20 protein-coding genes and 1 pseudogene are annotated in these 23,761 nt (G+C 61.0%); 16 read left to right on the top strand and 5 right to left on the bottom strand.

From position 1 onward, the window contains the following. Window positions 1-85: 85 nt before the first annotated feature. The 5 genes and pseudogenes from FDG13_RS18310 to FDG13_RS18290 all read left to right on the top strand — a co-directional run. Window positions 86-472 (top strand): annotated as a pseudogene (locus FDG13_RS18310) (recombination factor protein RarA); the annotation flags it as partial. A 322-nt stretch (window positions 473-794) separates the two neighbouring features. Continuing rightward, on the top strand, window positions 795-1,724 hold the full coding sequence (locus tag FDG13_RS18305; RefSeq protein WP_180131793.1) for a branched-chain amino acid ABC transporter permease: 930 nt from the start codon (window positions 795-797) through the stop codon (window positions 1,722-1,724). Between the two features lie 11 nt (window positions 1,725-1,735). Next, the gene (locus FDG13_RS18300; protein ID WP_180131789.1) at window positions 1,736-2,818 is read left to right on the top strand and encodes an ABC transporter ATP-binding protein; all 1,083 of its coding nucleotides are present in this window, start codon (window positions 1,736-1,738) and stop codon (window positions 2,816-2,818) included. Window positions 2,819-2,844: 26 nt separating this feature from the next. Next, window positions 2,845-3,615: an ABC transporter ATP-binding protein gene (locus tag FDG13_RS18295; RefSeq protein WP_180131786.1), complete on the top strand. Its 771-nt coding sequence runs from the start codon at window positions 2,845-2,847 to the stop codon at window positions 3,613-3,615. A gap of 1 nt (window position 3,616) precedes the next feature. Then, window positions 3,617-4,333 (top strand): ABC transporter ATP-binding protein, encoded by a 717-nt coding sequence (locus FDG13_RS18290; protein WP_180131783.1) that lies wholly within the window; start codon window positions 3,617-3,619, stop codon window positions 4,331-4,333. Between the two features lie 67 nt (window positions 4,334-4,400). On the opposite strand, the gene FDG13_RS18285 is transcribed toward FDG13_RS18290, so the two are convergent. After that, window positions 4,401-5,843 carry an 8-oxoguanine deaminase gene (locus tag FDG13_RS18285; protein WP_180131780.1) on the bottom strand — a complete coding sequence of 481 codons (1,443 nt, stop codon included), beginning with the start codon at window positions 5,841-5,843 and terminating at the stop codon, window positions 4,401-4,403. Between the two features lie 182 nt (window positions 5,844-6,025). On the opposite strand from FDG13_RS18285, the gene FDG13_RS18280 reads away from it, so the two are divergent. Further along, window positions 6,026-6,649, top strand: coding sequence for a Crp/Fnr family transcriptional regulator (locus FDG13_RS18280; RefSeq protein WP_180131776.1), 624 nt, complete (start codon window positions 6,026-6,028; stop codon window positions 6,647-6,649). A gap of 78 nt (window positions 6,650-6,727) precedes the next feature. On the opposite strand, the gene xdhB is transcribed toward FDG13_RS18280, so the two are convergent. Beyond that, window positions 6,728-9,046, bottom strand: a complete 2,319-nt coding sequence (gene xdhB / locus FDG13_RS18275) for a xanthine dehydrogenase molybdopterin binding subunit (protein WP_180131773.1) — start codon at window positions 9,044-9,046, stop codon at window positions 6,728-6,730. Beyond that, window positions 9,043-10,509: a xanthine dehydrogenase small subunit gene (xdhA, locus tag FDG13_RS18270; RefSeq protein WP_180131770.1), complete on the bottom strand. Its 1,467-nt coding sequence runs from the start codon at window positions 10,507-10,509 to the stop codon at window positions 9,043-9,045. Before xdhA ends, xdhB begins: the two co-directional genes overlap by 4 nt. A 210-nt stretch (window positions 10,510-10,719) precedes the next feature. Between xdhA and FDG13_RS18265 the strand changes: the two genes are divergently transcribed. From FDG13_RS18265 to FDG13_RS18245, 5 genes are all read left to right on the top strand, one after another. Further along, window positions 10,720-12,297: an ABC transporter ATP-binding protein gene (locus FDG13_RS18265; RefSeq protein WP_180131767.1), complete on the top strand. Its 1,578-nt coding sequence runs from the start codon at window positions 10,720-10,722 to the stop codon at window positions 12,295-12,297. Next, window positions 12,284-13,351 carry an ABC transporter permease gene (locus FDG13_RS18260; protein ID WP_180131764.1) on the top strand — a complete coding sequence of 356 codons (1,068 nt, stop codon included), beginning with the start codon at window positions 12,284-12,286 and terminating at the stop codon, window positions 13,349-13,351. Before FDG13_RS18265 ends, FDG13_RS18260 begins: the two co-directional genes overlap by 14 nt. After that, window positions 13,351-14,271: an ABC transporter permease gene (locus FDG13_RS18255; RefSeq protein WP_180131761.1), complete on the top strand. Its 921-nt coding sequence runs from the start codon at window positions 13,351-13,353 to the stop codon at window positions 14,269-14,271. The genes FDG13_RS18260 and FDG13_RS18255 overlap by 1 nt, the downstream gene beginning before the upstream one ends. Before the next feature lie 80 nt (window positions 14,272-14,351). Then, the gene (locus tag FDG13_RS18250) at window positions 14,352-15,518 is read left to right on the top strand and encodes a BMP family ABC transporter substrate-binding protein (RefSeq protein ID WP_180131758.1); all 1,167 of its coding nucleotides are present in this window, start codon (window positions 14,352-14,354) and stop codon (window positions 15,516-15,518) included. A gap of 128 nt (window positions 15,519-15,646) precedes the next feature. Further along, window positions 15,647-16,687 carry an adenosine deaminase gene (locus FDG13_RS18245; protein ID WP_180131755.1) on the top strand — a complete coding sequence of 347 codons (1,041 nt, stop codon included), beginning with the start codon at window positions 15,647-15,649 and terminating at the stop codon, window positions 16,685-16,687. Between the two features lie 57 nt (window positions 16,688-16,744). Here the strand turns inward: FDG13_RS18245 and FDG13_RS18240 are convergent, their stop codons facing one another. Then, complete coding sequence (locus FDG13_RS18240) at window positions 16,745-17,290, bottom strand: VUT family protein (protein ID WP_255435320.1); 546 nt, start codon at window positions 17,288-17,290, stop codon at window positions 16,745-16,747. 77 nt (window positions 17,291-17,367) lie between these two features. Here FDG13_RS18240 and guaD point away from each other — a divergent pair, with 77 nt between their 5' ends. From guaD to FDG13_RS18215, 5 genes are all read left to right on the top strand, one after another. Further along, entirely contained in the window at window positions 17,368-18,690 is a 1,323-nt protein-coding gene (gene guaD, locus FDG13_RS18235; protein WP_180131751.1) for a guanine deaminase, read from the top strand. 126 nt (window positions 18,691-18,816) lie between these two features. Further along, entirely contained in the window at window positions 18,817-19,497 is a 681-nt protein-coding gene (locus tag FDG13_RS18230) for an AraC family transcriptional regulator (RefSeq protein WP_180131747.1), read from the top strand. Between the two features lie 56 nt (window positions 19,498-19,553). Beyond that, window positions 19,554-20,462 (top strand): DMT family transporter, encoded by a 909-nt coding sequence (locus FDG13_RS18225; RefSeq protein WP_180131744.1) that lies wholly within the window; start codon window positions 19,554-19,556, stop codon window positions 20,460-20,462. Between the two features lie 193 nt (window positions 20,463-20,655). Further along, window positions 20,656-21,228: a dCTP deaminase gene (gene dcd, locus FDG13_RS18220; RefSeq protein WP_180131741.1), complete on the top strand. Its 573-nt coding sequence runs from the start codon at window positions 20,656-20,658 to the stop codon at window positions 21,226-21,228. 227 nt (window positions 21,229-21,455) lie between these two features. Further along, the gene (locus tag FDG13_RS18215; protein ID WP_251140597.1) at window positions 21,456-22,898 is read left to right on the top strand and encodes a DEAD/DEAH box helicase; all 1,443 of its coding nucleotides are present in this window, start codon (window positions 21,456-21,458) and stop codon (window positions 22,896-22,898) included. A 6-nt stretch (window positions 22,899-22,904) separates the two neighbouring features. Here the strand turns inward: FDG13_RS18215 and FDG13_RS18210 are convergent, their stop codons facing one another. After that, the gene (locus FDG13_RS18210; RefSeq protein WP_180131734.1) at window positions 22,905-23,753 is read right to left on the bottom strand and encodes a symmetrical bis(5'-nucleosyl)-tetraphosphatase; all 849 of its coding nucleotides are present in this window, start codon (window positions 23,751-23,753) and stop codon (window positions 22,905-22,907) included. Window positions 23,754-23,761 lie beyond the last annotated feature (8 nt).

The raw sequence follows: 23,761 nt of genomic DNA, 5'->3' as shown, positions 1-23,761 counted from the left end.
GGATCCGTTCCTCCCTTAGTTGCCTCTCGGCGGCTTGCAACATATTGTTGCCTCAGTCTACAAGGAACGGGGAGGCAGAGTGGGAGTCTACGAGCGCCTGGGCAGTCCCGAAGGTGAGCTGGCGCTGGCCGAATGTGTGGTCTATCTGGCTATCGCACCCAAGAGCAACGCGGTCTACAAAGCCTTCAACGCGGCCAAGGCCTTTGTCAAACAGGATGGCACCCGCCCGGTGCCGATGCACCTGCGCAACGCCCCCACCAAACTCATGAAACGGCTGGACTACGGCAAGGGTTACCGTTATGCCCACGACGAGGCTGGCGGCTTTGCGGCGGGGGAGTCCTATCTGCCCGAAGGCATGGCCGAGCCCGGTTTTTATCAACCGGTGGAGCGTGGTCTGGAGATCAAAATTGCCGACAAGATGCGTGTCCTGCGTGCGCAAAACCAAGCCGCTGCGTCCGCTGGCAGGGGCTGAGCTTTGCTGCGACGACTCCTGCGTCATTTCGCACCCAGACCCCCAGGTCTGCGTACCCACGGTGTCTGGATGAGACATCGTCATCCCCGATTAGCTGATCTGATGGAGCGCAAAACCGGGGGTAAACCCGCGCCAGCACTGGGGCGGTGGGCCATTTGACCTTGACTACAATCGCGGCCACTTCCGCCCCCCGGTGCTTTGTACTGGCAGGCTTATTGCTAGAGAAACCGGGTTGCTTGTAGTGCATGGTTTTGCAGATCCTTACCCAGGATCGACGTACCGGCCGACACAATTATTCGGCTTATTTCGGAGAAAAATATTTATGGAAACCTTGATACAGCAGATCATCAATGGTCTGGTGTTGGGCAGCATGTATGCCTTGGTGGCGTTGGGCTACACCATGGTGTACGGCATCATCGGATTGATCAATTTTGCCCATGGCGAGGTGTTGATGGTGGGGGCACTCACCAGCTGGAGCATCATCGGTTTGATGCAGGACGCGATGCCCGGCACACCCGGCTGGCTGATCCTGCTGGTAGCGATGGCGATTGCTGCGGTGGTCGCTGCGGTCTTGAACTTCTCGATTGAAAAACTCGCGTATCGCCCCTTGCGCAACAGCCCCCGGCTGGCGCCGCTGATCACCGCCATTGGTATGTCGCTGCTGCTGCAAACGCTGGCCATGATCATCTGGAAACCCAATTACAAACCCTACCCGAACCTGCTGCCGATGGTGCCGTATGAAATTGGCGGCGCGGTGATCACCCTCACGCAGGTGCTGATCCTGGGCATGACGGCGATCTCGCTGGCGGTGCTGATGTGGCTGGTGAATTACACCCGGCTCGGGCGCGCCATGCGGGCCACCGCCGAGAACCCACGGGTGGCGGCGCTGATGGGTGTCAAGCCCGACTTTGTGATCTCGGCCACCTTTGTGATTGGTGCGGTGCTGGCTGCGATTGCCGGGGTGATGTGGGCCGCCAACTACGGCACAGTGCAGCACACCATGGGCTTTTTGCCGGGTCTGAAGGCCTTCACGGCGGCGGTGTTTGGTGGCATTGGCAACCTGGCCGGTGCGGTGGTCGGTGGCATTGCGCTGGGCCTGATCGAGTCGCTCGGCGCCGGTTACATCGGTGCCCTCACCGGTGGTGTGCTGGGCAGCCACTATTCAGATATTTTTGCGTTCATTGTGTTGATCATTGTGCTGACGTTGCGGCCCTCCGGCCTGCTGGGCGAGCGCGTGGCTGACCGCGCTTGAGGAGACGGGTCATGAAACAGAAACAAATCATCGTTTTCCTGCTGGCGGCCGTGGGCCTGCTGGTCACACCGCTGATCCTGCAAGGCTTCGGCAACGCCTGGGTGCGGATTGCCGACATGGCGCTGCTGTATGTGCTGCTGGCCTTGGGCCTGAACATTGTGGTCGGTTACGCTGGTCTGCTGGACTTGGGTTATGTGGCGTTTTTTGCCATTGGCGCCTACATGTACGCGCTGCTGGCCTCACCCCATCTGACCGAAAACTTCCCGGCCATCGCGGCCATGTTCCCGAACGGCTTGCACATGCCGATCTGGGTCATCATCCCGGCGGCGGCAGGTTTGGCAGCGCTGTTTGGGGTCTTGTTGGGCGCACCCACCTTGCGTTTGCGTGGTGACTACTTGGCCATTGTGACCCTGGGTTTTGGTGAAATCATCCGCGTGTTCATGAACAACCTGGACCACCCGGTCAACATCACCAACGGCCCCAAAGGCATGGGCGAGATCGACTCACTCACGTTTTTTGGCATGAGTTTTGGCAAACGCATCGACATTTTTGGGTACGACATCTCATCGGTGACGCTCTACTACTACCTGTTCCTGGTGCTGGTGGTGTTCAGTGTGCTGATCTCGCACCGGCTGCAACTCTCGCGTGTAGGTCGGGCCTGGATGGCGATCCGCGAGGATGAAATTGCCGCCAAGGCGATGGGCATCAACACCCGCAACCTGAAACTGCTGGCTTTCGGCATGGGTGCCACCTTTGGTGGTGTCTCGGGTGCCATGTTTGCCTCGTTCCAGGGCTTCATTTCGCCCGAGTCCTTCAGCCTGATGGAGTCGGTGATGATTGTGGCGATGGTGGTGCTCGGTGGCATTGGCCACTTGCCCGGTGTGATCCTGGGCGCGGTGGCGCTGTCGGCCATGCCTGAGGTTTTGCGTTATGTGGCCGGGCCGCTGCAAAGCATGACCGGTGGCCGGCTCGATGCCTCCATCCTGCGCCAGCTGCTCATTGCCTTGGCCATGATCAGCATCATGCTGCTGCGCCCTCGCGGCCTGTGGCCCGCGCCAGAGCATGGCAAATCACTGACCAGCACCAAGCCCTGAGCGGTGTCTCAAAGGAATCGAAGACTATGACAGATACAGTTCTCAACGTCTCGGGTGTGTCCAAGCGTTTTGGTGGCCTGCAGGCCCTGAGCGATGTGGGCATCCAGATCAAGCGCGGCCAGGTGTATGGCCTGATTGGCCCCAATGGTGCCGGCAAAACCACGTTTTTCAATGTGCTCACCGGCCTCTACACCCCCGATACCGGCAGCTTCGAGCTGGCAGGCAAACCCTACCAGCCCACCGCCGTACACGAGGTGGCCAAAGCGGGCATTGCCCGCACCTTCCAGAACATCCGGCTGTTTGCCGAAATGACGGCCCTGGAGAACGTCATGGTGGGGCGCCATGTACGCACCCACTCCGGCTTGCTGGGTGCCATTTTCCGTTCGCCGGGTTTCAAGGCCGAAGAAGCCGCGATCACTCAACGTTCGCAGGAGCTGCTGGACTATGTGGGCATTGGCAAACTGGCTGACTTCAAGGCCCGCACCCTGAGCTACGGTGACCAACGTCGCCTGGAAATTGCCCGCGCCCTGGCCACCGACCCGCAGCTGATTGCGCTGGACGAACCCGCTGCGGGCATGAACAGCACCGAAAAGGTGATGCTGCGCGAGTTGATCGACAAAATTCGCAACGACAACCGCACGATTTTGCTGATCGAGCATGACGTCAAACTGGTGATGGGCCTGTGTGACCGTGTGACCGTGCTGGACTACGGCAAACAGATTGCCGAAGGCTCGCCTGCCGACGTGCAGCGTAATGACAAAGTGATTGAAGCCTATTTGGGCACGGGTGGCCACTGATATGACAAAAACTCTTCTGAAAGTTAAAGGCCTCAAAGTGGCTTACGGCGGCATCCAGGCCGTCAAAGGTGTGGACTTTGAGGTGAACGAGGGCGAACTGGTGTCGCTGATCGGCTCCAACGGTGCGGGTAAAACCACCACCATGAAGGCCATCACCGGCTCGCTGCCGATCAACGACGGTGACATCGAGTACCTGGGCAAGAGCATCCGTGGTCAAGGGCCGTGGGATCTGGTGAAACAGGGCCTGGCCATGGTGCCCGAAGGGCGCGGGATTTTCACGCGCATGACCATTCTGGAAAACCTGCAGATGGGCGCCTACATCCGCAACGACAAGCCTGAGATCCAGATGGACATCGAGAAGGTGTTTGGCATCTTCCCGCGCCTGAAAGAGCGCAAGGACCAACTCGCTGGCACGCTCAGCGGTGGTGAACAACAGATGCTGGCGATGGGCCGTGCGCTGATCAGCCGCCCCAAAGTGCTGTTGCTCGATGAGCCGTCGATGGGCCTGTCACCGATCATGGTCGACAAGATCTTTGAGGTGGTGCGTGATGTGTATGCCCAAGGTGTCACCGTGCTGCTGGTGGAGCAAAACGCCAGCCGGGCGCTGGCCCTGGCGAATCGCGGTTATGTGATGGACTCGGGCCTGATCACCATGACCGGTGAGGGCAAGACCATGCTCAAAGACCCTAAGGTGCGCGCCGCTTATCTGGGCGAATAGTTCAAGCCTTTTATGCCTCTAGCCCTTATGTAACAAGGGCTGGTAGCTGCATAAAACGCAGCACGTCTCAGTGCACCAAATTAGCCAGTTGACGGGCCAGTTGGTTGTGCCGCTCGACCAACGGGCCCGGTTCCAGCGTGCTGAGCTGCCCTTCTCGCACCACAACGGTGCCATCGACGATGGTGTAAGCCGCTTGCGGGCTGGCGCACAACAACAGTGCGCCGACCGGGTCATGCACCGCCGCACCGGCAAATGCCAGCGTCTCCAGATCAAACAAAGCCAGATCGGCACACATGCCCACCGCCAGGTGGCCAATGTCGGGCCGACCCAGCACCTGTGCGCCACCGCGTGTAGCGATCGTCAGCGCGTCACGCGCGGTCATCTCGGCTGGCCCCAGATCACAGCCAAAAAAAGTGCGCTGTGAACCGTCCGCCTGGGTCCGTGTTTCTGGCGGCAACATGGCACGCCCCACACGCGCCAGTAACAAGGCCTGGCGCGCCTCAAGGACCATGTGCGCCGCGTCGTTGCTGGCGCTGCCGTCCACCCCCAAACCCACCGGTACACCGGCATCGAGCATCTTGCGGATCGGTGCAATGCCCGAGCCCAGGCGCATGTTGCTGCATGGGCAGTGCGCCACACCGGTGCGGGTGGCGGCAAACAGGCTGATGCCAGCCTCGTCGAGCTTGACGCAGTGGGCATGCCAGACATCGGGGCCGAGCCAGCCCAGGTCTTGCGCGTATTGCGTAGGGGTGCAGTTGAACTTCTCGCGGCTGTAGGCCAGGTCGTGGTCGTTCTCGGCCAGGTGGGTGTGCAGTCGAACCTGGTAGTTGCGTGCCAGCAGGGCCGACTGGCGCATCAGGTCTTGACTTACGCTGAACGGTGAACACGGCGCCACCGCCACATTCACCATCGCACCATGACGTGGGTCATGCCAGGTCTCGATCAGGCGCTGGGTGTCTTTGAGGATGGCCTCCTCGTTCTCGACCACGGCATCGGGCGGCAATCCACCTTGCGACTGGCCCACACTCATGCTGCCCCGGCTGGCCACAAAACGCATGCCAATGGCTTGTGCTGCCTCAATGCTGTCGTCCAGCCGCACCCCATTGGGGTAGATGTAGAGGTGGTCGCTGCTGGTGGTGCAGCCACTCAGCAGCAGCTCGGCCATTGCGATCTGGGTGCTGACCCGCACCATCTCGGGTGTCAGCCCAGCCCAGATCGGGTACAGGCCACGCAACCAGCCAAACAACTCGGCGTTTTGCACCTGGGGAATGGCCCTGGTGAGGCTCTGCGTCATGTGGTGGTGGGTGTTGATCAGGCCAGGCGTCACCAAGTGGCCACGCGCGTTGATCACCTCGTCGGCTGTGTGTGGCAGGTCTGCCGCTGGTCCGATGGCTTCGATGGTGTTGCCACGGATGAACACCGAGGCGTCCTTCAACTCGCGCGCGGCCAGGGGATCGGCGTTGTCAAAGGTGGCGATGCAGTGGGCGTTGTGGATCAGCAGGGTCGGCATGGTCGTCGGAATCGGTGGAGTTCAAAGGGGGTCATGTTCGCATCAACGGCGTGGTCCCGATGCTGGGCAAAGCAGGCAGAAGCCCGACGTTGTGGGTGAAGATGTGGTTGTTTCGCGTCAAATCAGGTCTTGTTTGATCTATCTCAAGGTTGTCAACTTGGGATTACGGCACAGTCACTCCCATGTTCTCAGTACACACCATCAATCCGCAGGCGCAAATGCGCTCCCTTAACCGTGGTCAAGTCCTGCTGCGCCGCGGGTTTGAGGCGGATCAAGTTTGTTACATCGAGTCTGGTCGCGTGGCGCTGGGTGTCATGGGCGCTGAGGAGATGGAACACCAGATTGGTGTGTTGGAGGGCCCGTGCTGGCTCGACGCCAGCTCGGTGGTGCTGGGTTTGCCGCATCTGGTGGATGCGGTGGCAGACACCCCCTTGCAACTGTGCTCGGTGGCCACCAAAGATTTCAAAAAAGCCATTGCTGACATGCACGGTTCCGCCCAGGCAGTGCTGACCGATGTGGCGATGGCGCACCGCCGCCAAACCGAATTTGCGATGAGCCGCCTGGCCAAAGACGCCGAAGCACGTTGCGCCGAATGGTTGCTGAGCCATGCCCGTTTTGGCGCCAAGGGTGATCTGGCGGTGGAACTGCAGCAGCGCAAACGCAGCATTGCCGCCCAGCTGGGTATTGCGCCCGAGACCTTCTCGCGGGTGTTGCGCACCCTGCGTGAAAAACGCCTGATCAGCGGTTCGGGTCGGGTGTTGAACCTGGTCAACCCGAGTGCCTTGCGCTCTCTCGCCGGTTTCTGAGTCCAGCCCCAAACCATCCAAACGCCGCAGCTGCGGCGTTTTTCGTTTCTGACAGGTCTGTGCACCCAGGCTGGCCATTCAGCGTGCTTGTGTCAGGGCTTTGAGCAGTTTTTCCGGTGTCACCGGTGCGTTGAGCTGCACCACCTTGCCATCATCCCGCGCACGCGCCACCGCGTCGCGCAGCGCCTCAAACACACTGATGGCGAGCATGAAGGGCGGTTCCCCCACGGCTTTGGAGCCACCGACGTTGTCCTCGGTGTTGGGCGCGTCCCACAAATCGACCTTGAAATGGGCGGGGATGTCACCCGCCGTCGGGATCTTGTAGGTGCTGGGCGCGTGGGTGGTTAACAAACCCTTGTCATTCCAGACCAGCTCTTCGGTGGTGAGCCAGCCCATGCTCTGCACAAAACCGCCTTCGATCTGACCCACGTCCAGCCCCGGGTTGATGGAGCGGCCCACGTCGTGCAGGATGTCGACACGTATCACCTTGTTCTCGCCAGTCAGGGTGTCGATGGCGACTTCGGTGCAGGCGGCGCCATACGCAAAGTAATAAAACGGCCGACCACTGAGCGTGGTTTTGTCGTAATGGATCTTGGGCGTGCGGTAAAAACCATCGCTCCAGAGCTGGATGCGGTTGGCGTAGGCCAGTTGCACCACCGCATCGAACGTGCGCGTGGACGTGGGGGTGAAGACTTGACCCCCCTGAAAAGTGACCGCGCCCGCACCCACACCGTCGAGCCCGCCGACAAAAGCCGCCAGGTTGTCGCGCACATGGCGCGCCGCAAACTGCGCGGCGCGGCCATTTAAATCGGTGCCTGCTGATGCTGCGGTGGCCGAGGCATTGGGGATTTTGCTGGTGTCACTTGCGGTGGCCAGCACCTTGTGCAGTGTCACACCGAGTTCGTCGGCCACGATCTGCGCCACCTTGGTGTTGAGGCCCTGGCCCATCTCGACCCCACCGTGGTTCACCTGCACACTGCCGTCCAGGTAGACATGCACCAGCGCGCCGGCCTGGTTGAACAGCGTGGCGGTGAAGCTGATGCCAAACTTGACCGGTGTCAGGGCGATACCACGCTTCAAGGTGTGGTGCTGCTTGTTCCATGCCGAAATGGCCTCCAGCCGTTTTTGGTATTGGGCTGATTGCTCCAGTCTTGAGAGCAAGGGCTGCAGGATATTGCCTTCCACCTGCATGCCGTAGTGGGTGGTGTCGCGGCGCAGGTTTGGCTCGGCAGGGTTCAGCGGCTCATCGCTGTAGAGGTTGCGCAAGCGCACGGCCAAGGGATCGAGGCCGAGCTGGCGCGCGATGTTGCCCAGAATCGTTTCGGTGACGATCATGCCCTGCGGTCCGCCAAAACCACGAAACGCGGTGTGGCTCTGGGTGTGGAGCTTGAGGCGGTAGGAGGTGATGGCCACATCCTGCAGGTAATAGGCGTTGTCGGCGTGGAAGATCGCACGGTCAGCCACCGGGCCGGACAAATCGGCGCTGAAACCACAGTGCGCCGCCATCATGAGTTTCAGGCCGCACAGGCGGCCTGTGTCATCAAAACCGACGGTGTACTGGTAGCTGAATGGGTGGCGTTTGCCGGTGATTAAAAAGTCGTCATCGCGGTCCAGCCGCAGCTTGACCGGGCGTTTCACCTTGGCCGCGGCCACCGCCGCCCACACCGCCAGATGGCCAGCTTGGGTTTCCTTGCCACCAAACCCGCCACCGAGTCGGCGGCATTCGACCCGCACCGCGTGGTTGTCCAGCCCCAGCGCATGCGCCACCCAGTGCTGTACCTCGCCGGGGTGCTGGCTGCTGCTGTAGATTAACCACTGGTTTTGCTCCTGCGGCAGCGCGTAGGCGATCTGGCCCTCTAGGTAAAAGTGTTCCTGACCACCGACTTCGAGCGTGCCTGTGAGTTGGTGCGGCGCGCGAGCCAGCGCAGCCTCGGCATCCCCACGTGCCACCGTCACCGGCGGCAACACATAACTCTCGGCGGCCAGCGCGTCGGGCACCGTCAGGATCGCGGGCAGGGGCGTGATATCAAGCTTGACCAGCCGCGCAGCACGCCGGGCCAGCATCACGTCGTTGGCCACCACCAGGCCAATCACCTGGCCGATGTGATGGACGGTGTCACGGGCGAACACCGGCTCGTCCCCGGCAAACGCCGCCAGCATGGGGTCTCCCGGCACATCACTCGCCAAAACAATAGCAACTACCCCAGGCAGGGAAAGGGCTGCAGCCGTATTGATGCCATTGATCTTGCCGTGCGCCACGGTGGAGAGGATCGGCGCGGCGTACAAGGTGCCGCGTAGCTCGGGCAGGTCGTCGATGTAGGGCGCGGCACCGGCGATTTGTGCACGGGCGCTTTCGTGGGCCACGGTGTGGCCGATGCTGTGGGTGGTGGTGCTCATAGACCCTCCAGCGTCAGATCAGCCAGGGTCACAAGGGTTTGCCCCTGGCTCTCCAACCAGAAACGCTGCATCAGGTTGCCCAGCACCTGTCGGCGGTAGTCGCTGCTGGCGCGCATGTCGGAGATCGGCTGGAACTCTTGGCGCAAGGTGGTGGCAGCGGCCTCCACCGTGGCCGCAGTCCAGGCTTGTCCAGTCAGTGCCACTTCGGTCTGAACGGCGCGCACCGGGGTGGCTGCCACCCCGCCAACGCCGATGGAGGCTTTGCTCACCACACCGTCCCGTACCTGCAGTCGAACCGCGAGGCAAACCGCAGAAATATCGTCTTCCTGGCGTTTGGAGATTTTGTAGACCCGCAGCAGTTCCTCGGGTTCGGGCTTGGGCACGATGATCTGGGTCAGCAGCTCGTCGCTGGCGATCACATTCTGGCGGTAGCCGGTGTAGAGCGCCTCCAGCGCCAGCTCGCGGCTGCCACGCACACTGGCCAGTTGCACACGCGCCTGCAGCGCAATCAGCAGCGGCATCGAGTCGCCAATTGGTGAACCATTGGCCACATTGCCACCGAGCGTGCCCGAGTTGCGTACCGGTGCCCCGGCAAAACGATTGGCAAAAGCCGAGAGGGTAGGGCGATCCTGGGCCAGCGCGGCAAAAGCGTCGGTCAGCGTCACCGCCGCGCCGATGAGCAAATGGATGTTGTTGATGCTGATCTGGCGCAATTCTTCAACCCGGGTCACATCAAGCACCTGGGCAAAGTCCTTGTGCAACTTGTTAATCCACAGCCCGACGTCGGTGCAACCGGCCACGATCTGCGCCTGTGGCTGGGCTGCGCGCTGGGCCAGCAGTTCAACCAGTGTGGTGGGCGATTTATAGGAAAAATCGGCCTCCAGCCCTTTGTTTACATGGGCTATTTGCTCCATTTTTGAGAGTATTTCGGTCTCGTCGATCAACATCTGCGGCAGCGTCTGCATCTGCTGTGCGGCATCCAGAATCGGGCGGTAACCGGTGCAGCGGCACAGGTTGCCCGAGAGTGCCTCCTGGGCACCTTCACGGCTCACCGTTTTGCCCTGGCAGACCTGGTTCTGGTAAAGGCCAAACAGGCTCATCGCAAACCCCGGTGTGCAAAAGCCACATTGGCTGGCGTGTTGGTTGAGCAGCGCCTGTTGCACCGGGTGCAAGGTGCCGTCGGCCGCGCTCAGGTCCTGCGCGGTCCACAGCGCCAGTCCGTGGATGGAGTGCGCCAGGCGGATGCAGCTGTTGACCGCGCTGTAGTGCAGGTGGTCGCCACGTTGTTCACCGATCACCACGGTGCAGGCGCCGCAATCGCCTTCGTTGCAGCCTTCTTTGGTGGCGGTCAGGCCCAGGTCGTCGCGCAACAGTTGCAGCAGGGTGCGCGTGGGTGGCACCTCGCGCAAGTGAATGATCTGACCACGGTGCACAAAGGAAAGCTCGGGATGGGGCATAAACATGGGGCCACAAGGCGGAGGTTGGTGTCAGGTAAAAAGAGCGTTTTTAGCAGGTTTGGAGCAAGATCCTTGCCAAGGGTGGCATTGTCCTTGCTTCGAATTGATTGTTGCTTTGGGCGCTGAGTGGCCCGGTTTATTCAATACACTTCCGTCCAAAATCATTTCCCGCCCACCTTTGCTCGGTTTTCTGAAACACATCTTGCGCGTCCGTCCATGACCACTCCCCGACTCCAACTCAGCGGCATCACCAAGCGTTACCCCAGCGTGGTGGCCAACAGTGAAGTCAATCTGGTGGTGCTTCCCGGCGAAACCCATGCGGTGCTCGGTGAAAACGGCGCTGGCAAATCGACCTTGATGAAGATCATCTACGGCTCGGTCAAGCCCGACGAGGGCTCGGTGCTGTTCAACGGCCAGCCGGTGCACATCAAAAACCCGCAAGAGGCGCGGGCTCTGGGTATCAGCATGGTGTTCCAGCATTTCAGCCTGTTTGACACCATCACCGTGGCAGAAAACGTCTGGCTGGGCTTGAGCAAGACCCTGAGCCTGGCCGAGGTCACCCGCAACATCGAAGTCAAGGCCGCTGAGTACGGGCTGGATATCGACCCATCGCGCCCGGTGCATACCTTGAGTGTGGGTGAGATGCAGCGGGTGGAGATCATCCGTGCGTTACTGACCAACCCGCAACTGCTGATTCTGGATGAGCCAACCTCGGTGCTCACACCGCAGGCGGTCGACAAGTTATTTGTGGTGCTCAAGAAACTGGCCTCCGAGGGCTGCAGCATTTTGTACATCAGCCACAAGCTGCATGAAATCCGCGAGCTCTGCAATGCCTGCACCGTGCTGCGCGGTGGCAAGGTCACCGGTGTCTGCAACCCGGCGCAGGAAAGCAATGCCTCCTTGTCCAAGCTGATGATCGGCGCCGAGCCGCCGCAGCTGACCCACCGGGCACAAGACCCCGGCCCGAGTGTGCTGCGGGTCAGCAATCTGACGCTGGCGCGTGAAGACCAGTTTGGGGTCGACCTGGAGGCGGTGTCGTTTGAGGTGCGTGCCGGTGAGGTGGTGGGTATTGCCGGTGTCTCTGGCAATGGTCAGAAAGAACTGTTGTGTGCCCTGTCGGGGGAAGACACCCGCGCCAAACCTGGCAGTGTGCGCATGGGCCGCATCGATGTAGCGGCGATGCACCCGGGGCGCCGGCGCAAGCTGGGTCTGCATTTTGTGCCCGAGGAGCGGCTGGGTCGGGGTGCGGTGCCGACCTTGCCCTTGGCGCACAACCTGTTGTTGACACGCCAGGAAGCGATTGCCTACCCGCGTTTCCTGGGGGGCTGGGTGCGGGTCAACCAGCTGGAGGCGCAGGCGGACGACATCATCAACCGTTTTAAGGTCAAGGCCGGTGGGCCGCGTTCGCTGGCGCGTTCACTCTCTGGCGGCAATTTGCAGAAGTTCATTGTCGGGCGCGAGATTGATGCCAAACCCAAGCTGTTCATCGTGTCGCAGCCGACCTGGGGTGTGGACGTGGGTGCCGCCGCGCAGATTCGTGGCGAGATTCTGGCGATGCGCGACGCCGGTTGTGCGGTGCTGGTGGTGAGTGAAGAACTCGACGAGTTGTTTGAGGTGTGTGACAGGCTGCATGTGATTGCACGCGGCCAGTTGTCACCCTCGGTGCCAGTGGCTGAGGCCACGGTTGAAAAGATTGGGGAATGGATGAGTGGTTTGTGGGATGTGGAGGTGCAGGCGCATCTGGCCGAGATGTCGGGGGTGGTGGTGCAGGGGGCGGGTCATGCTGAAGCTTGAAGCACGTCCCGAGCCATCCAAAATCTGGACCTTTGCCTCGCCGCTGCTGGCGCTGGTGATCACGGTGCTTATGGGTACGCTGATGTTTGTGGCGCTGGGCAAAGACCCGGTCAAAGGGCTGCAAATGTTTTTCTGGCTGCCCATCAACAGCGGTTACGCCTGGGGTGAGCTGCTGGTCAAGGCGACACCGCTGCTGATCATTGCGCTGGGGCTGGCCGTGTGTTTCCGCTCGAATGTCTGGAACATCGGCGCAGAGGGCCAATACATCATCGGTGCGATTTTTGCCGCTGGGGTGGCGCTGCTGGCTGAGCGGGACACCAGTGCCTGGATCGTGTTGCCGATTTTGCTGGCGGGCATGCTGGGGGGCATGGTCTGGGCCGGTATCACCGCTTTGTTGCGAGACCGATTCCATGCCAACGAGATTCTGGTGAGCCTGATGTTGGTCTATGTGGCGGTGCAGCTGCTGAGTTATCTGGTGGGTGGGCCGTGGAAAGACCCGATGGGTTTTAACTTTCCGCAGAGCAAGACCTTCGAGGCGGTCACGCGTATTCCGCGCCTGTTCACCGGCTCACGTGTGAGCATTGGGGTCTTGTTTGCGTTGCTGGGTGTGGCTGGGTTGTGGGTGTTTTTGTTTCGCACCCGCGCGGGCTTCTCGCTGCAGGTGGGTGGGCTGGCACCGGCGGCGGCGCGTTATGCAGGGTTTTCTTCGCGCAAGGCCTTGTGGACGGCGCTGTTGATCTCGGGCGGTGCGGCCGGGCTGGCCGGGGCGCTGGAGGTGGCCGGGCCGATTGGCCAGCTCACACCCTATGTACCAGCCGGTTACGGGTTTGCCGCGATCATCGTGGCCTATGTCGGGCGGCTGCATCCGGTGGGCATGGTGTTCTCGGCTTTGCTGATGAGCATGTTTTACATTGGGGGTGAGCTGGCGCAGTCGCGTCTGGGCCTCACCAAATCCCTCACCGGTGTGTTCCAGGGCCTGCTGCTGTTTTGCCTGCTGGCCTGCGACACACTGATGAATTACCGCCTGGTGTGGCAAAAGAACAGGAGCCTGTGATGGAGTCTTATGCGCTGCTGTTGGCGGCCACATTAAATGCGGGCACGGTGCTGGCTATTGCCTCGCTGGGGCTGTTGATCAATGAGAAGGTGGGCATTGTTAACCTCGGCGCCGAGGGCATGATGCTGTGTGCCGCCATTGCCGGGTTTGCCACGGTGGTTTCTACCGGGTCGGACTGGCTGGGTTTTGTCGCTGGCATGGCGGCGGGTGCGGGGCTGGCAGCGGTTTTTGGTTTGTTGGTGATCTGGCTCAACACCAACCAGTACGCCACCGGCTTGGCGCTGACCTTGTTTGGCACCGGTTTTTCCGCCTTTGTAGGCACCAGTTTTGTGCAGGCCCGGATTCCCGAGCGTGCTTCGTTTGCCATTCCCTACCTGTCAGACATCCCGTTGGTCGGCCCTGCGCTGTTTCGTCACCACCCGCTGGTGTACCTGACGGTGCTGTTTGCGCTGGCCTTGATCTGGTTTTTGTACCGCACCCGCGCCGGGCTGATTGTGCGCAGTGTGGGTGAAAGCCCCGAGTCTGCCCATGCGCTGGGTTACCCGGTGCGCCGCATTCGCCTGGCTGCAGTGGTGGTGGGTGGGGCCTTGTGTGGCTTGGCTGGTGCCTACATCTCGGTGATCTACACACCGCTTTGGGTAGAAGGCATGGTGGCGGGCAAAGGCTGGATTGCGTTGGCCCTGACCACCTTTGCCACCTGGCGCCCGGCACGGGTATTGCTTGGTGCTTACCTGTTTGGTGGGGTGACGATGTTGCAGTTTCACCTGCAGGGCATCGGCGTGGATATTCCGAGTCAGTTCCTGAGCATGTTGCCGTATGTGGCAACCATTCTGGTGCTGGCGCTGATCTCACGCAACCCGCAGTGGATTCGCATCAACATGCCCGCCAGCATTGGTAAACCTTTTTATCCAGGCGCCTGAACCTTTAGAAACAGTTCGCGCTGGGCCCATAATCACTGTTTTCTTTAACCCGTCGTTACCCCCTTTGATAAGGATTAAACATGACTGATCTGCAAAAACGTACGCTGCTCAAGGTAGCTGCGCTGACCGCCGTGGCTTCTGCCGCGCTGGTAGGCTGTGGCAAAAAAGAGGAACCGGCTCCTGCGCCCGCACCGGCACCCGTGGCCTCTGCACCGGAACCGGTCAAACCTGAGCCGCTGAAAATCGGTTTTGCTTATGTGGGTCCGGTGGGTGATGGCGGTTGGACCTTTGCCCATGACAATGGTCGCAAAGCGCTGGAAGCCGAGTTCGGCGACAAGATCGTGACCTCGTTTGTTGAAAACGTGCCCGAATCTGCTGACGCTGAACGCGTCATCCGCGACATGGCTGGCCAAGGCAACAAACTGGTGTTTGGCACCACCTTTGGTTACATGGAGCCCATGCTCAAGGTGGCAGCCGAGTTCAAGGACGTCAAGTTTGAGCATGCCACCGGTTACAAACAAGCCGAGAACATGCGCACTTACGACAGCCGCACCTACGAAGGCGCCTACATGGCGGGTGTGATCGCTGGCAAGATGACCAAGAGCAACACCCTGGGTGTGGTGGCCTCGGTGCCAATCCCGGAAGTGATCCGCAACATCAACAGCTTCACACTCGGTGCCCAAAGCAGCAACCCCAAGATCAAGACCAAGGTGGTTTGGGTGAACACCTGGTTTGACCCACCGAAAGAAACCGAAGCAGCCACGAGCCTGATCAACGGCGGCGCTGACGTCTTGTTCCAGAACACCGACTCGGCGGCTGTCTTGAAAACCGCTGAAGCCAAGGGCAAACGCGCCTTCGGTTGGGACTCTGACATGACCGCTTATGGCCCGAAAGCCCACTTGGCATCCGCCGTCATCAACTGGGGTCCGTACTACATCAAGGCCACCAAGGAGGCTTTGGATGGCTCCTGGAAGGCTGGCGAAGGTAGCCACAGCTGGTGGGGTGTGAAAGAAGGTGCGATCGACATCGTCTCCATCGCTGAAGACGTGCCTGCTGACACCAAGACCAAGGTCGAAGAAGTCAAGAAGGGTCTGGCCGACGGTTCTTTTGTGATCTGGAAAGGCCCGTTGAAAGACAGCGCTGGCAAGGAAGTGCTGGCCAAGGACGCTGTGGCAGATGACAAGTTCCTCAGTGGTATCAACTTCTACGTCAAGGGCGTGGAAGGCAAAGTGCCCGGCGCCAAGTAAACTCTGGTGTCCCCACCCAAAAAAGCCGCCTGAGGGCGGCTTTTTTGTTCTTCAGCCGGTCGGACGCGATGCGACCTTTTTTTGTACCCGCGGCCACCGGGTCTGACCCCCACCTCAAACGGACTGCCATGAACACCGTCAAACCCATTCCCGCCCACCGACTGCCCGACCTGCTCAAACGTTTGCCCAAAGCCGAGTTGCACATGCACATCGAAGGCTCGCTCGAACCCGAGCTGATGTTTGCGCTGGCCGCACGCAATGGTTTGAGCCTGCCTTATGCCGATGTTGCGGCGCTCAAACGGGCCTATGTGTTTGGCAATCTGCAGGAGTTTCTGGACGTGTACCACGCTGGCACCCAGGTGCTGCGCACCGAACAGGACTTCTACGACATGACCTGGGCCTACCTGGAGCGTGCGGCGGCAGATCAGGTGCGGCATACCGAAATCTTCTTTGACACCCAAACCCACACCGGCCACGGTGTGGACACCGACACCGTGATCAACGGCCTGCACCGCGCCTGTGTGGATGCGCGGTCCAAACTGGGCATCAGCGCCGGGCTGATCCTGTGTTTCTTGCGCCATCTGAGCCAGGCCGAGGCCTTTGAGGCGCTGGAGCAGGCCACGCCACACCTCGACAAGTTGCTGGGTGTGGGACTGGCCTCCAGCGAGCTGGGGCACCCGCCCGAAAAGTTCACCGAGGTGTTTGCCAAAGCGCGCCAACTGGGCCTGCGCTTGGTCGCCCATGCTGGTGAAGAAGGGCCGCCCGCCTATATCTGGAGCGCCCTGGATGCTCTTAAAGTTGAACGAATTGACCACGGCGTACAAGCCATGAAGGACCCGGCGCTGGTGGCTCGGCTGGTGCGTGAGCAGATTCCGCTCACGGTGTGCCCGCTGTCCAACCTGAAACTGTGTGTGTTCCCGACGCTGGCGCAGCACAACCTGGGTGCCATGCTGGACGCCGGTCTGGTGGCGACCATCAACTCGGACGATCCGGCCTATTTTGGCGGCTACATCAATGAGAACTTCACCCAGACCTTTGCGGCATTGGGTCTGAGCTCGCAGCACGCCTACCAGCTGGCAAGCAACAGTTTTGAGGCGAGTTTCATCGATGCGTCAGCCAAACGGGCCTACCAGGACCAGTTGGCTGAGCTGTTTGAAACGTTCGAATGAGGGATGTTTGAAATGGTGACCGGCAACTTGCTGGTTGCCGGTCGGGTGGCCAGGTGCTTAGCGCACCGGCACCCACAGCTGCAGGCGCGGCAGCATCACGCGGTAGGGTGCCAGCAGCACGGCGGCCATCAGCCACTTGATGCTCAGGTCGCCAGCGGCGAGCATCAGCCAGTTCATGTCGGAACCCGCAAACGCCAGGAAGAAGAAGATGCCGGTGTCGACCACCGACGCCACGGCCGAGCCAATCAGCGGTGCTTTCCACCAGGAACCAGCGCGCAGGCGGTTGAAGGCGACGATGTCGAGCAACTGGCCCACAATGAAGGCCACACCGGAGGCCACGGCAATACGCCAGGGCGCCAGGGCAAACGACACCACCACCGCAATCGCAAAACCGGCCCAGGCCACACGGCGGGCTGCCGCATTACCGACCGCGCGGTTGGTCAGGTCGGTCACCAGAAAGGCCACCGGGAAGGTGAAGGCGCCCCAGGTCAACCAATCGTTGAGCGGGAACTGCACCAGGTAGTTGGACGAAACGATCACCACCAGCATGGCCAAAATCGGCCGCCAGAGGGTCAGAAGAGGGGTAGTGGGCTGGGAATTCATCGCGCGATTATCGCAGTTGGCCCCCAAGGCCGCCTGCTGGCGACGATTTCCAGACAAATTGGGTAAGCTCAGCGCCTATGAAAGCTTACCGTGCCGCCCTTCTTTATTTCAAGCCAGATGCCGATCCGCGCCAGTCTGTGGTCTATGAGCCCGATGGCTTGCTGGTGGTGGGGCCCAACGCCAGCGGCACGCATGTGGTGCAGGCTCTGGGACCGTATGACGCGTTGCAAGCCGACTACGCGCAGCTGCCGGTGCAACACTGGCCGGGGCGCATCATCGCGCCGGGTTTTGTCGATCTGCACAGCCACTATCCCCAGACCAATGTGATCGCCTCACCCGCCGATGGCTTGCTGCCGTGGCTGGAGGATTACACCTTTCCTGAAGAAAATCGCTTCTCAGATCCCGAATACTGTGCGCAGGCAGCTCAGTTTTTTGTAGCGGAAATGTTGCGCAACGGCGTCACCACCGCGCTGACTTTTGCCACCTCGCACCCGGCCTCGGTCAACGCCTTGTTTGCGCAGGCACAAGCCCAGCACCTGCGCTGGATGACCGGCCTGTGCCTGATGGACCGCCATGCGCCGTTAAGCTTGCTGAACCAGCCGTCCCAGCCCGGCCGGGTCGACGCCACCGAGCAAAGCCTGATCGACTCCGAAGACCTGTTGCAGCGTTGGCACGGGGTGGATCGCCTGGGTTACGCGATCACGCCGCGCTTTGCACCCACCAGCACCGATGCCCAGTTGCGCGGCGCGGGTGAACTGGCCGCCAAGTACCCGAGTGTCTGGATTCAGTCGCATGTGGCCGAGAACAAAGATGAAATCGCCTGGGCGCGTGCGCTGTTTCCGGCCTCCAGCAGCTACCTGGCCACCTATGCTGACTTTGGCCTGCTGCGCCAGCGCGCGGTGTACGCCCACTGCATCCACTTTGACGACGCCGATCGGGCCCTGATGCGTGACAGTGGTGCCGCAGCAGCGGTTTGCCCGACCAGCAACCTCTTTTTGGCCAGCGGCTTTTTTGACTACGCCAGTGCCGACCGTGTGGGTTTCAAGTACGGCCTGGCCAACGACGTCGGTGGGGGCACCAGCTTCAGCCCGTTTCACACCATGCTGGCGGCCTACTATGTGGGGCGTGAGGGGCGCGGCAAAACCGGTTTGTCGCTGTCACCCCAGCAACTCTGGTGGCAACACACGGCAGGCGCGGCGCAGGCGCTCGGGCTCTCTGGTGTGGTGGGCAACCTGTTGCCGGGCTGTGAAGCGGACTTTGTGCTGCTCAACCCGCAGGCCACGCCCTTGCTGGCGCGCCGCACCGCACAAGCGGCCACGCTCGATGAGCTGCTGTTCTCGATGATCGTGCTGGGTGATGACCGGCTCGTGGAGCGCACCGTGATTTCACAAGCGGTTTGAGCCTCTAGCCCTTTTGCAAAAAGCACTTATTGCTATCTAAGTCGTAGTTAATCATGCCACCCCTCACACCCCATCCCGCTTGGTTTGCCTTGGTTTGCGGCTGGGTTGTGATGTTGTCGTCTGTCCATGCAAGTCAATCCAGCCCGGTTTGATGGCGTGAGCAGTGGTGTGCGCCGTTACAACGGCGAGTACCAGAGCCACGCGCACGAGCATGTGCAAATCATGTTTGGCTTGCAGGGCCGCATGGAGCTGGAGGTGGCGGGGCACAGTGCTTTTGCCGATGCCTCGTGTGGTCTGTTGATTCCGGCCGGTGTGCAGCATGGTTTTCTGGCCAGCAAAGACACCCGCATGTTTGTGATTGAACTGCCCGCACAACATGAACTTGGCCGCGCCCGCAGTTTTGCAGTCACCGCCGCTTGCCGTGACAGTGTGGCTCGGGGTGATGCCAGCTTGCAACTGGCGTCGGTGTTGCAGGCCCCGCGTATTCTGGCGCGTCGCGGCATCGATCTGGCGCAGCTGGATGCCGCACTGACCAATGCCTTGTTTGAAACCTGGAGCACGCAACGCATGGCGGTGCTGTTCTTTTTGAGTCCACAGCGTTTTCACGCACGGCTGCTGGAGCTCACCGGGCAGACGCCACAGGACTACCTGCGGCGTCTGCGCCTGGATGCGGCCGAGCGCCTGCTGCGCCAGGGCCTGGCGCTGGAGACGGCCGCTTTGCAGGTGGGCTACCGCTCCGCCAGTGCCTTGAGTTATGCCCTCAAACGCGACCGCCAACTCGGTGCCCGCGACTTGCGCCAGGGCTGAGACCAGGTCAAGAGGATCTCGCAAGTTGGCGCGCCACCCGGCGCCACTATGCGGGTATGAAACATCCAACATTTGCCGGTATCGCCATGGCCGTCAGCGCCGCTGCCTTGTGGGGAACCACCGGCACCGCACAAAGTTTTGTTGCGTCCCAGATCTCGCCGTACTGGGTTGGTGCGTTGCGGCTGGCCATCGCCAGTGCCTTCTTTGCGGCTTATCTGCTCTTGGGGCGATGGCGCCGGGGCGCTGCCGCGACGTTGCCGGAAGCTGTTTGGGGGTGGGCGTTGCTGGGTGGCATCACCATCGCGGCCTACAACCTGAGCTTTTTTGCTGGTGTCAAAGCAACCGGGGTGGCGGTGGGCACCGGTGTCGCCATTGGCAGCGGACCGGTGTGGGTCGGGGTGTTGCAGGCGCTGATGAGCAGAAAAGTACCACGACCGATCTGGTGGCTCGGGTCCGGCTGTGCGGTGCTGGGCATTGGCCTGATGCTGGGCGATGGTGGTACTGAGACCCGGTTCGATGGGATCGGCTTGGGTCTGTGTCTGCTGGCTGGGCTGGCCTACGCCAGTTACACCCTTGTTGCCCAACATCTGGTGGGTTTGACCACACCGCCGATGGCGACCTTTTTGATCTTTTCGATGGCTGCTGTGATCGCGGTGCCGGTGGCGGCGCTGGTGTCGCCGGGCCTGACGAGTTCACCAGCCGCCTGGGTGATGGTGACTTACCTGGGTGTGGTGGTCACCGGCGTGGCGTATTTGTTGTTCAGCCATGCCTTGCGCCGGGTGTCGGCGGCCACCTGTGTGACCCTGACGCTGGCCGAGCCGGTGACGGCTTTTGTGCTGGCGATTGTGGTGGTGGGTGAACAACCAGGCACCCTGGCCTACGGCGGTCTGGCGCTGGTGTTGCTGGGCCTGTTGTGTGTGGTGTGGGGCGAAACCAGGCCACAAGCTGCGGGTAGTTTGCCGTGAAGCCTGCGGGTTGTCGCGCACAGCGGATGATGGTATGACAAGCCTTTTTGGCCTCTAGCCCTTTTATATAAAGGGCTGAAAGCTATATTATTGATAGTTTTCTCTGTTGATTTGCGACACTTGTGCTGCCGCCCCTTTGGTCGCGCCCGGTGCCTGCTTACAATCCGCTACCCCTCCAGGAGACTGTATTCCCATGAGCATCAAAAGCGACAAATGGATCCGCCGCATGGCTGAGCAACACGGCATGATCGAGCCGTTCGAGCCCGGCCAGATCCGCCAGCGTCACGGCAACAAAATCATCAGCTACGGCACCAGCAGCTACGGCTACGACATCCGTTGCGCGCCTGAATTCAAGGTGTTCACCAACATCCACAGCACGGTGGTTGACCCGAAAAACTTTGATGAGAAGAGTTTTGTCGACTTCAACGACGATGTCTGCATCATCCCGCCCAACAGCTTTGCGCTGGCACGCACCATGGAGTACTTCCGTATTCCGCGCAATGTGCTGACCATCTGCCTGGGCAAAAGCACCTATGCGCGTTGCGGCATCATCGTCAATGTCACGCCGTTTGAGCCCGAGTGGGAAGGGTATGTGACGCTGGAGTTCTCCAACACCACCCCGCTGCCCGCCAAAATCTACGCGGGTGAAGGCTGCGCCCAGGTGTTGTTCTTCGAGAGTGACAAGGACGACGTCTGTGAAACCAGCTACAAGGACCGTGGCGGCAAATACCAGGGTCAACGCGGCGTGACCTTGCCCAAGGCCTGACGGGGCCGCAGCCCCGCCGATTGCTGGTGGGGCGGGTTCACCCGGGCCGTGGTTTTGGCCGGGTTCCAGGCCGCTTGCCAGCAGGATGTAAGGCTTGGGCGATAATGAGGGTTTGCTCCAGCTCGTGGGGCTGCACCAGCTATCGGATGGGTAGCAACTGACACTGGCTCTGAATGACCGACCTGACTCCTGATATTTCGAACGAATTAACCGCTGACACGCTTCCGATGGCGTTTGCGCAACTGCAATTGTCGGCACCGCTGGCCCGCGCTGTGGCCGAAATGGGCTACGAGTCCATGACCCCGATCCAGGCACAAGCCATTCCCGTGGTGCTGCAAGGCCGCGATGTGATGGGCGCGGCCCAGACCGGCACCGGCAAAACCGCTGCCTTTGCGCTGCCGCTGCTGCAACGCATGCTCAAGCATGAAAACGCCTCGACTTCGCCTGCGCGCCACCCGGTGCGTGCGCTGGTGCTGTTGCCCACGCGTGAACTGGCGGATCAGGTGGCCGAGCAGGTTCGTCTGTATGGCAAATACACCAACCTGCGCAGCACCGTGGTGTTTGGTGGCATCGACATGAAGCCCCAGACTGCCGAGCTGAAAAAAGGCGTCGAAGTGCTGGTAGCCACCCCAGGGCGGCTGTTGGACCACATCGAGGCCAAGAATTGCGTGCTCAACCAAGTGGAATACGTCGTGCTGGACGAAGCCGATCGCATGCTCGACATCGGTTTTCTGCCCGACCTGCAGCGTATCCTGAGCTACCTGCCCAAGCAGCGCACCACCTTGCTGTTCTCGGCCACCTTCTCACCCGAGATCAAGCGCCTGGCCAACAGCTACCTGCAAGACCCGGTGACGATCGAGGTGGCGCGCTCCAATGCCACCGCCTCCACTGTCGAGCAACACTTCTACAGCGTGGGGGATGACGACAAACGCCACGCCTTGCACCAGATTCTCAAACAGCGTGAGCTCAAACAGGCCTTTGTGTTTGTCAACAGCAAACTCGGCTGCGCCCGCCTGGCGCGCTCGCTGGAGCGCGAAGGCCTCAAAACCACCGCCCTGCATGGCGACAAGAGCCAGGATGAGCGCCTCAAGGCGCTGGAGTCCTTCAAATCAGGCGAGGTGGACTTGCTGGTGTGTACCGACGTGGCCGCACGCGGGCTCGACATCAAGGACGTGCCCGCGGTGTTCAACTTCGACATACCGTTCCACGCCGAAGACTATGTGCACCGCATTGGTCGCACCGGTCGTGCCGGTCAGTCCGGTCTGGCGGTCAACTTTGTCTCCAAGAGCGATGCGCGCCTGATTGCCGACATCGAAAAACTGCTCAAGACCAAGATTGAACTGGAAGCCATCGAGTTCGAGGAAGACCTGCCCGATATCCGCAAACAGGGCCACATCAACGATGGTCGGCGTCTGTACAAACAAGAGAGCGAGACGTCCGGGCGTGATGCTTATGTGGCGCGTGCGCCGCGTGAACCACGCAGCGACTACAAGCCTAGAGCGCGCGCAGCCGCACCGGCCGATCCCTTCTTTGACAAACCGTATGAGCCATCCTTGCCGCCCGAAGCCGCGCCCCCGTGGGAAGCTGCAGCGGCGCGGCCCGGAGTGCGCACCATTTCTGGCAACATCCGCTCCAAACGCAAGGTCGCGGCACTGTTCACCCCGGTTTAACCGGGTTCAGTCTCCGGGGCGTTGCGCTTGCGGGCAAGACACCTGGATCAGTTCATGGGCGGCCTGACGGCTCTCGCCGAGCTTGAGGGCGCTGAGAGCACCACCCCAGACACAGCCGGTGTCCAGTGACAACACATCGGTGCGGCCCAGCCAGCCCAGGGTGGACCAGTGGCCAAACGCCACACACACATCGGCGGTCTGGCGGCCCGGCACCTCAAACCAGGGCAGGTAACCGGCTGGCGCCGCAGCCGGGCCGTCGGTGACAGAGAACTCCATCTCGCCCTGTGGCGTACAAAAACGCAGCCGTGTCAACGCGTTGACGATGACACGCAGCCTATCCACACCGCTCAGTGAATCGCTCCAGCCAGCGGGTGTGTTGCCATACATTTGGTGCAGGAATTCTGGCAGCCCAGCGCTGCGCAACACACTTTCCACCTCGCTCGCCAATGCCATGGTTTTTGTAGCACTCCAGCCAGGCAGGACACCGGCGTGAACCATCAAATACTCTGAACCTTGGTGCTGTAGATGGATCGCCAGGCGCTGCTGGCGCAGCCAGTCAAGCAGTGCGGTCCGGTCTGGTGCGTTGAGCACCCCCTCCAGGGTGTCCTTGCGCCCCGGTTTGCGGGCGCCGTGTGTCGCAGCTAGCAGATGCAGGTCGTGGTTGCCCAGAATGCACTGCGCAGACTGGCCGTAAGCCATCAGTCGGCGCAACACGCCAGCAGAGTCCGGCCCCCGGTTGACCAGGTCGCCCAGAAGGTAGATCGTGTCGCGGCTGGGTGAGAAAGAAATGGTGTCGAGCAGGTGTTGCAGAGCGCCATCGCAGCCCTGCACATCACCAATCAGGTAAAGTGCCATGGTCTTGA

Source organism: Rhodoferax sp. BLA1 (assembly GCF_013416775.1).
GTDB lineage: Bacteria > Pseudomonadota > Gammaproteobacteria > Burkholderiales > Burkholderiaceae_C > Rhodoferax.
Note: the sequence above shows the minus strand (reverse complement) of the source record. Positions and strands in the feature narration are given on the sequence as shown.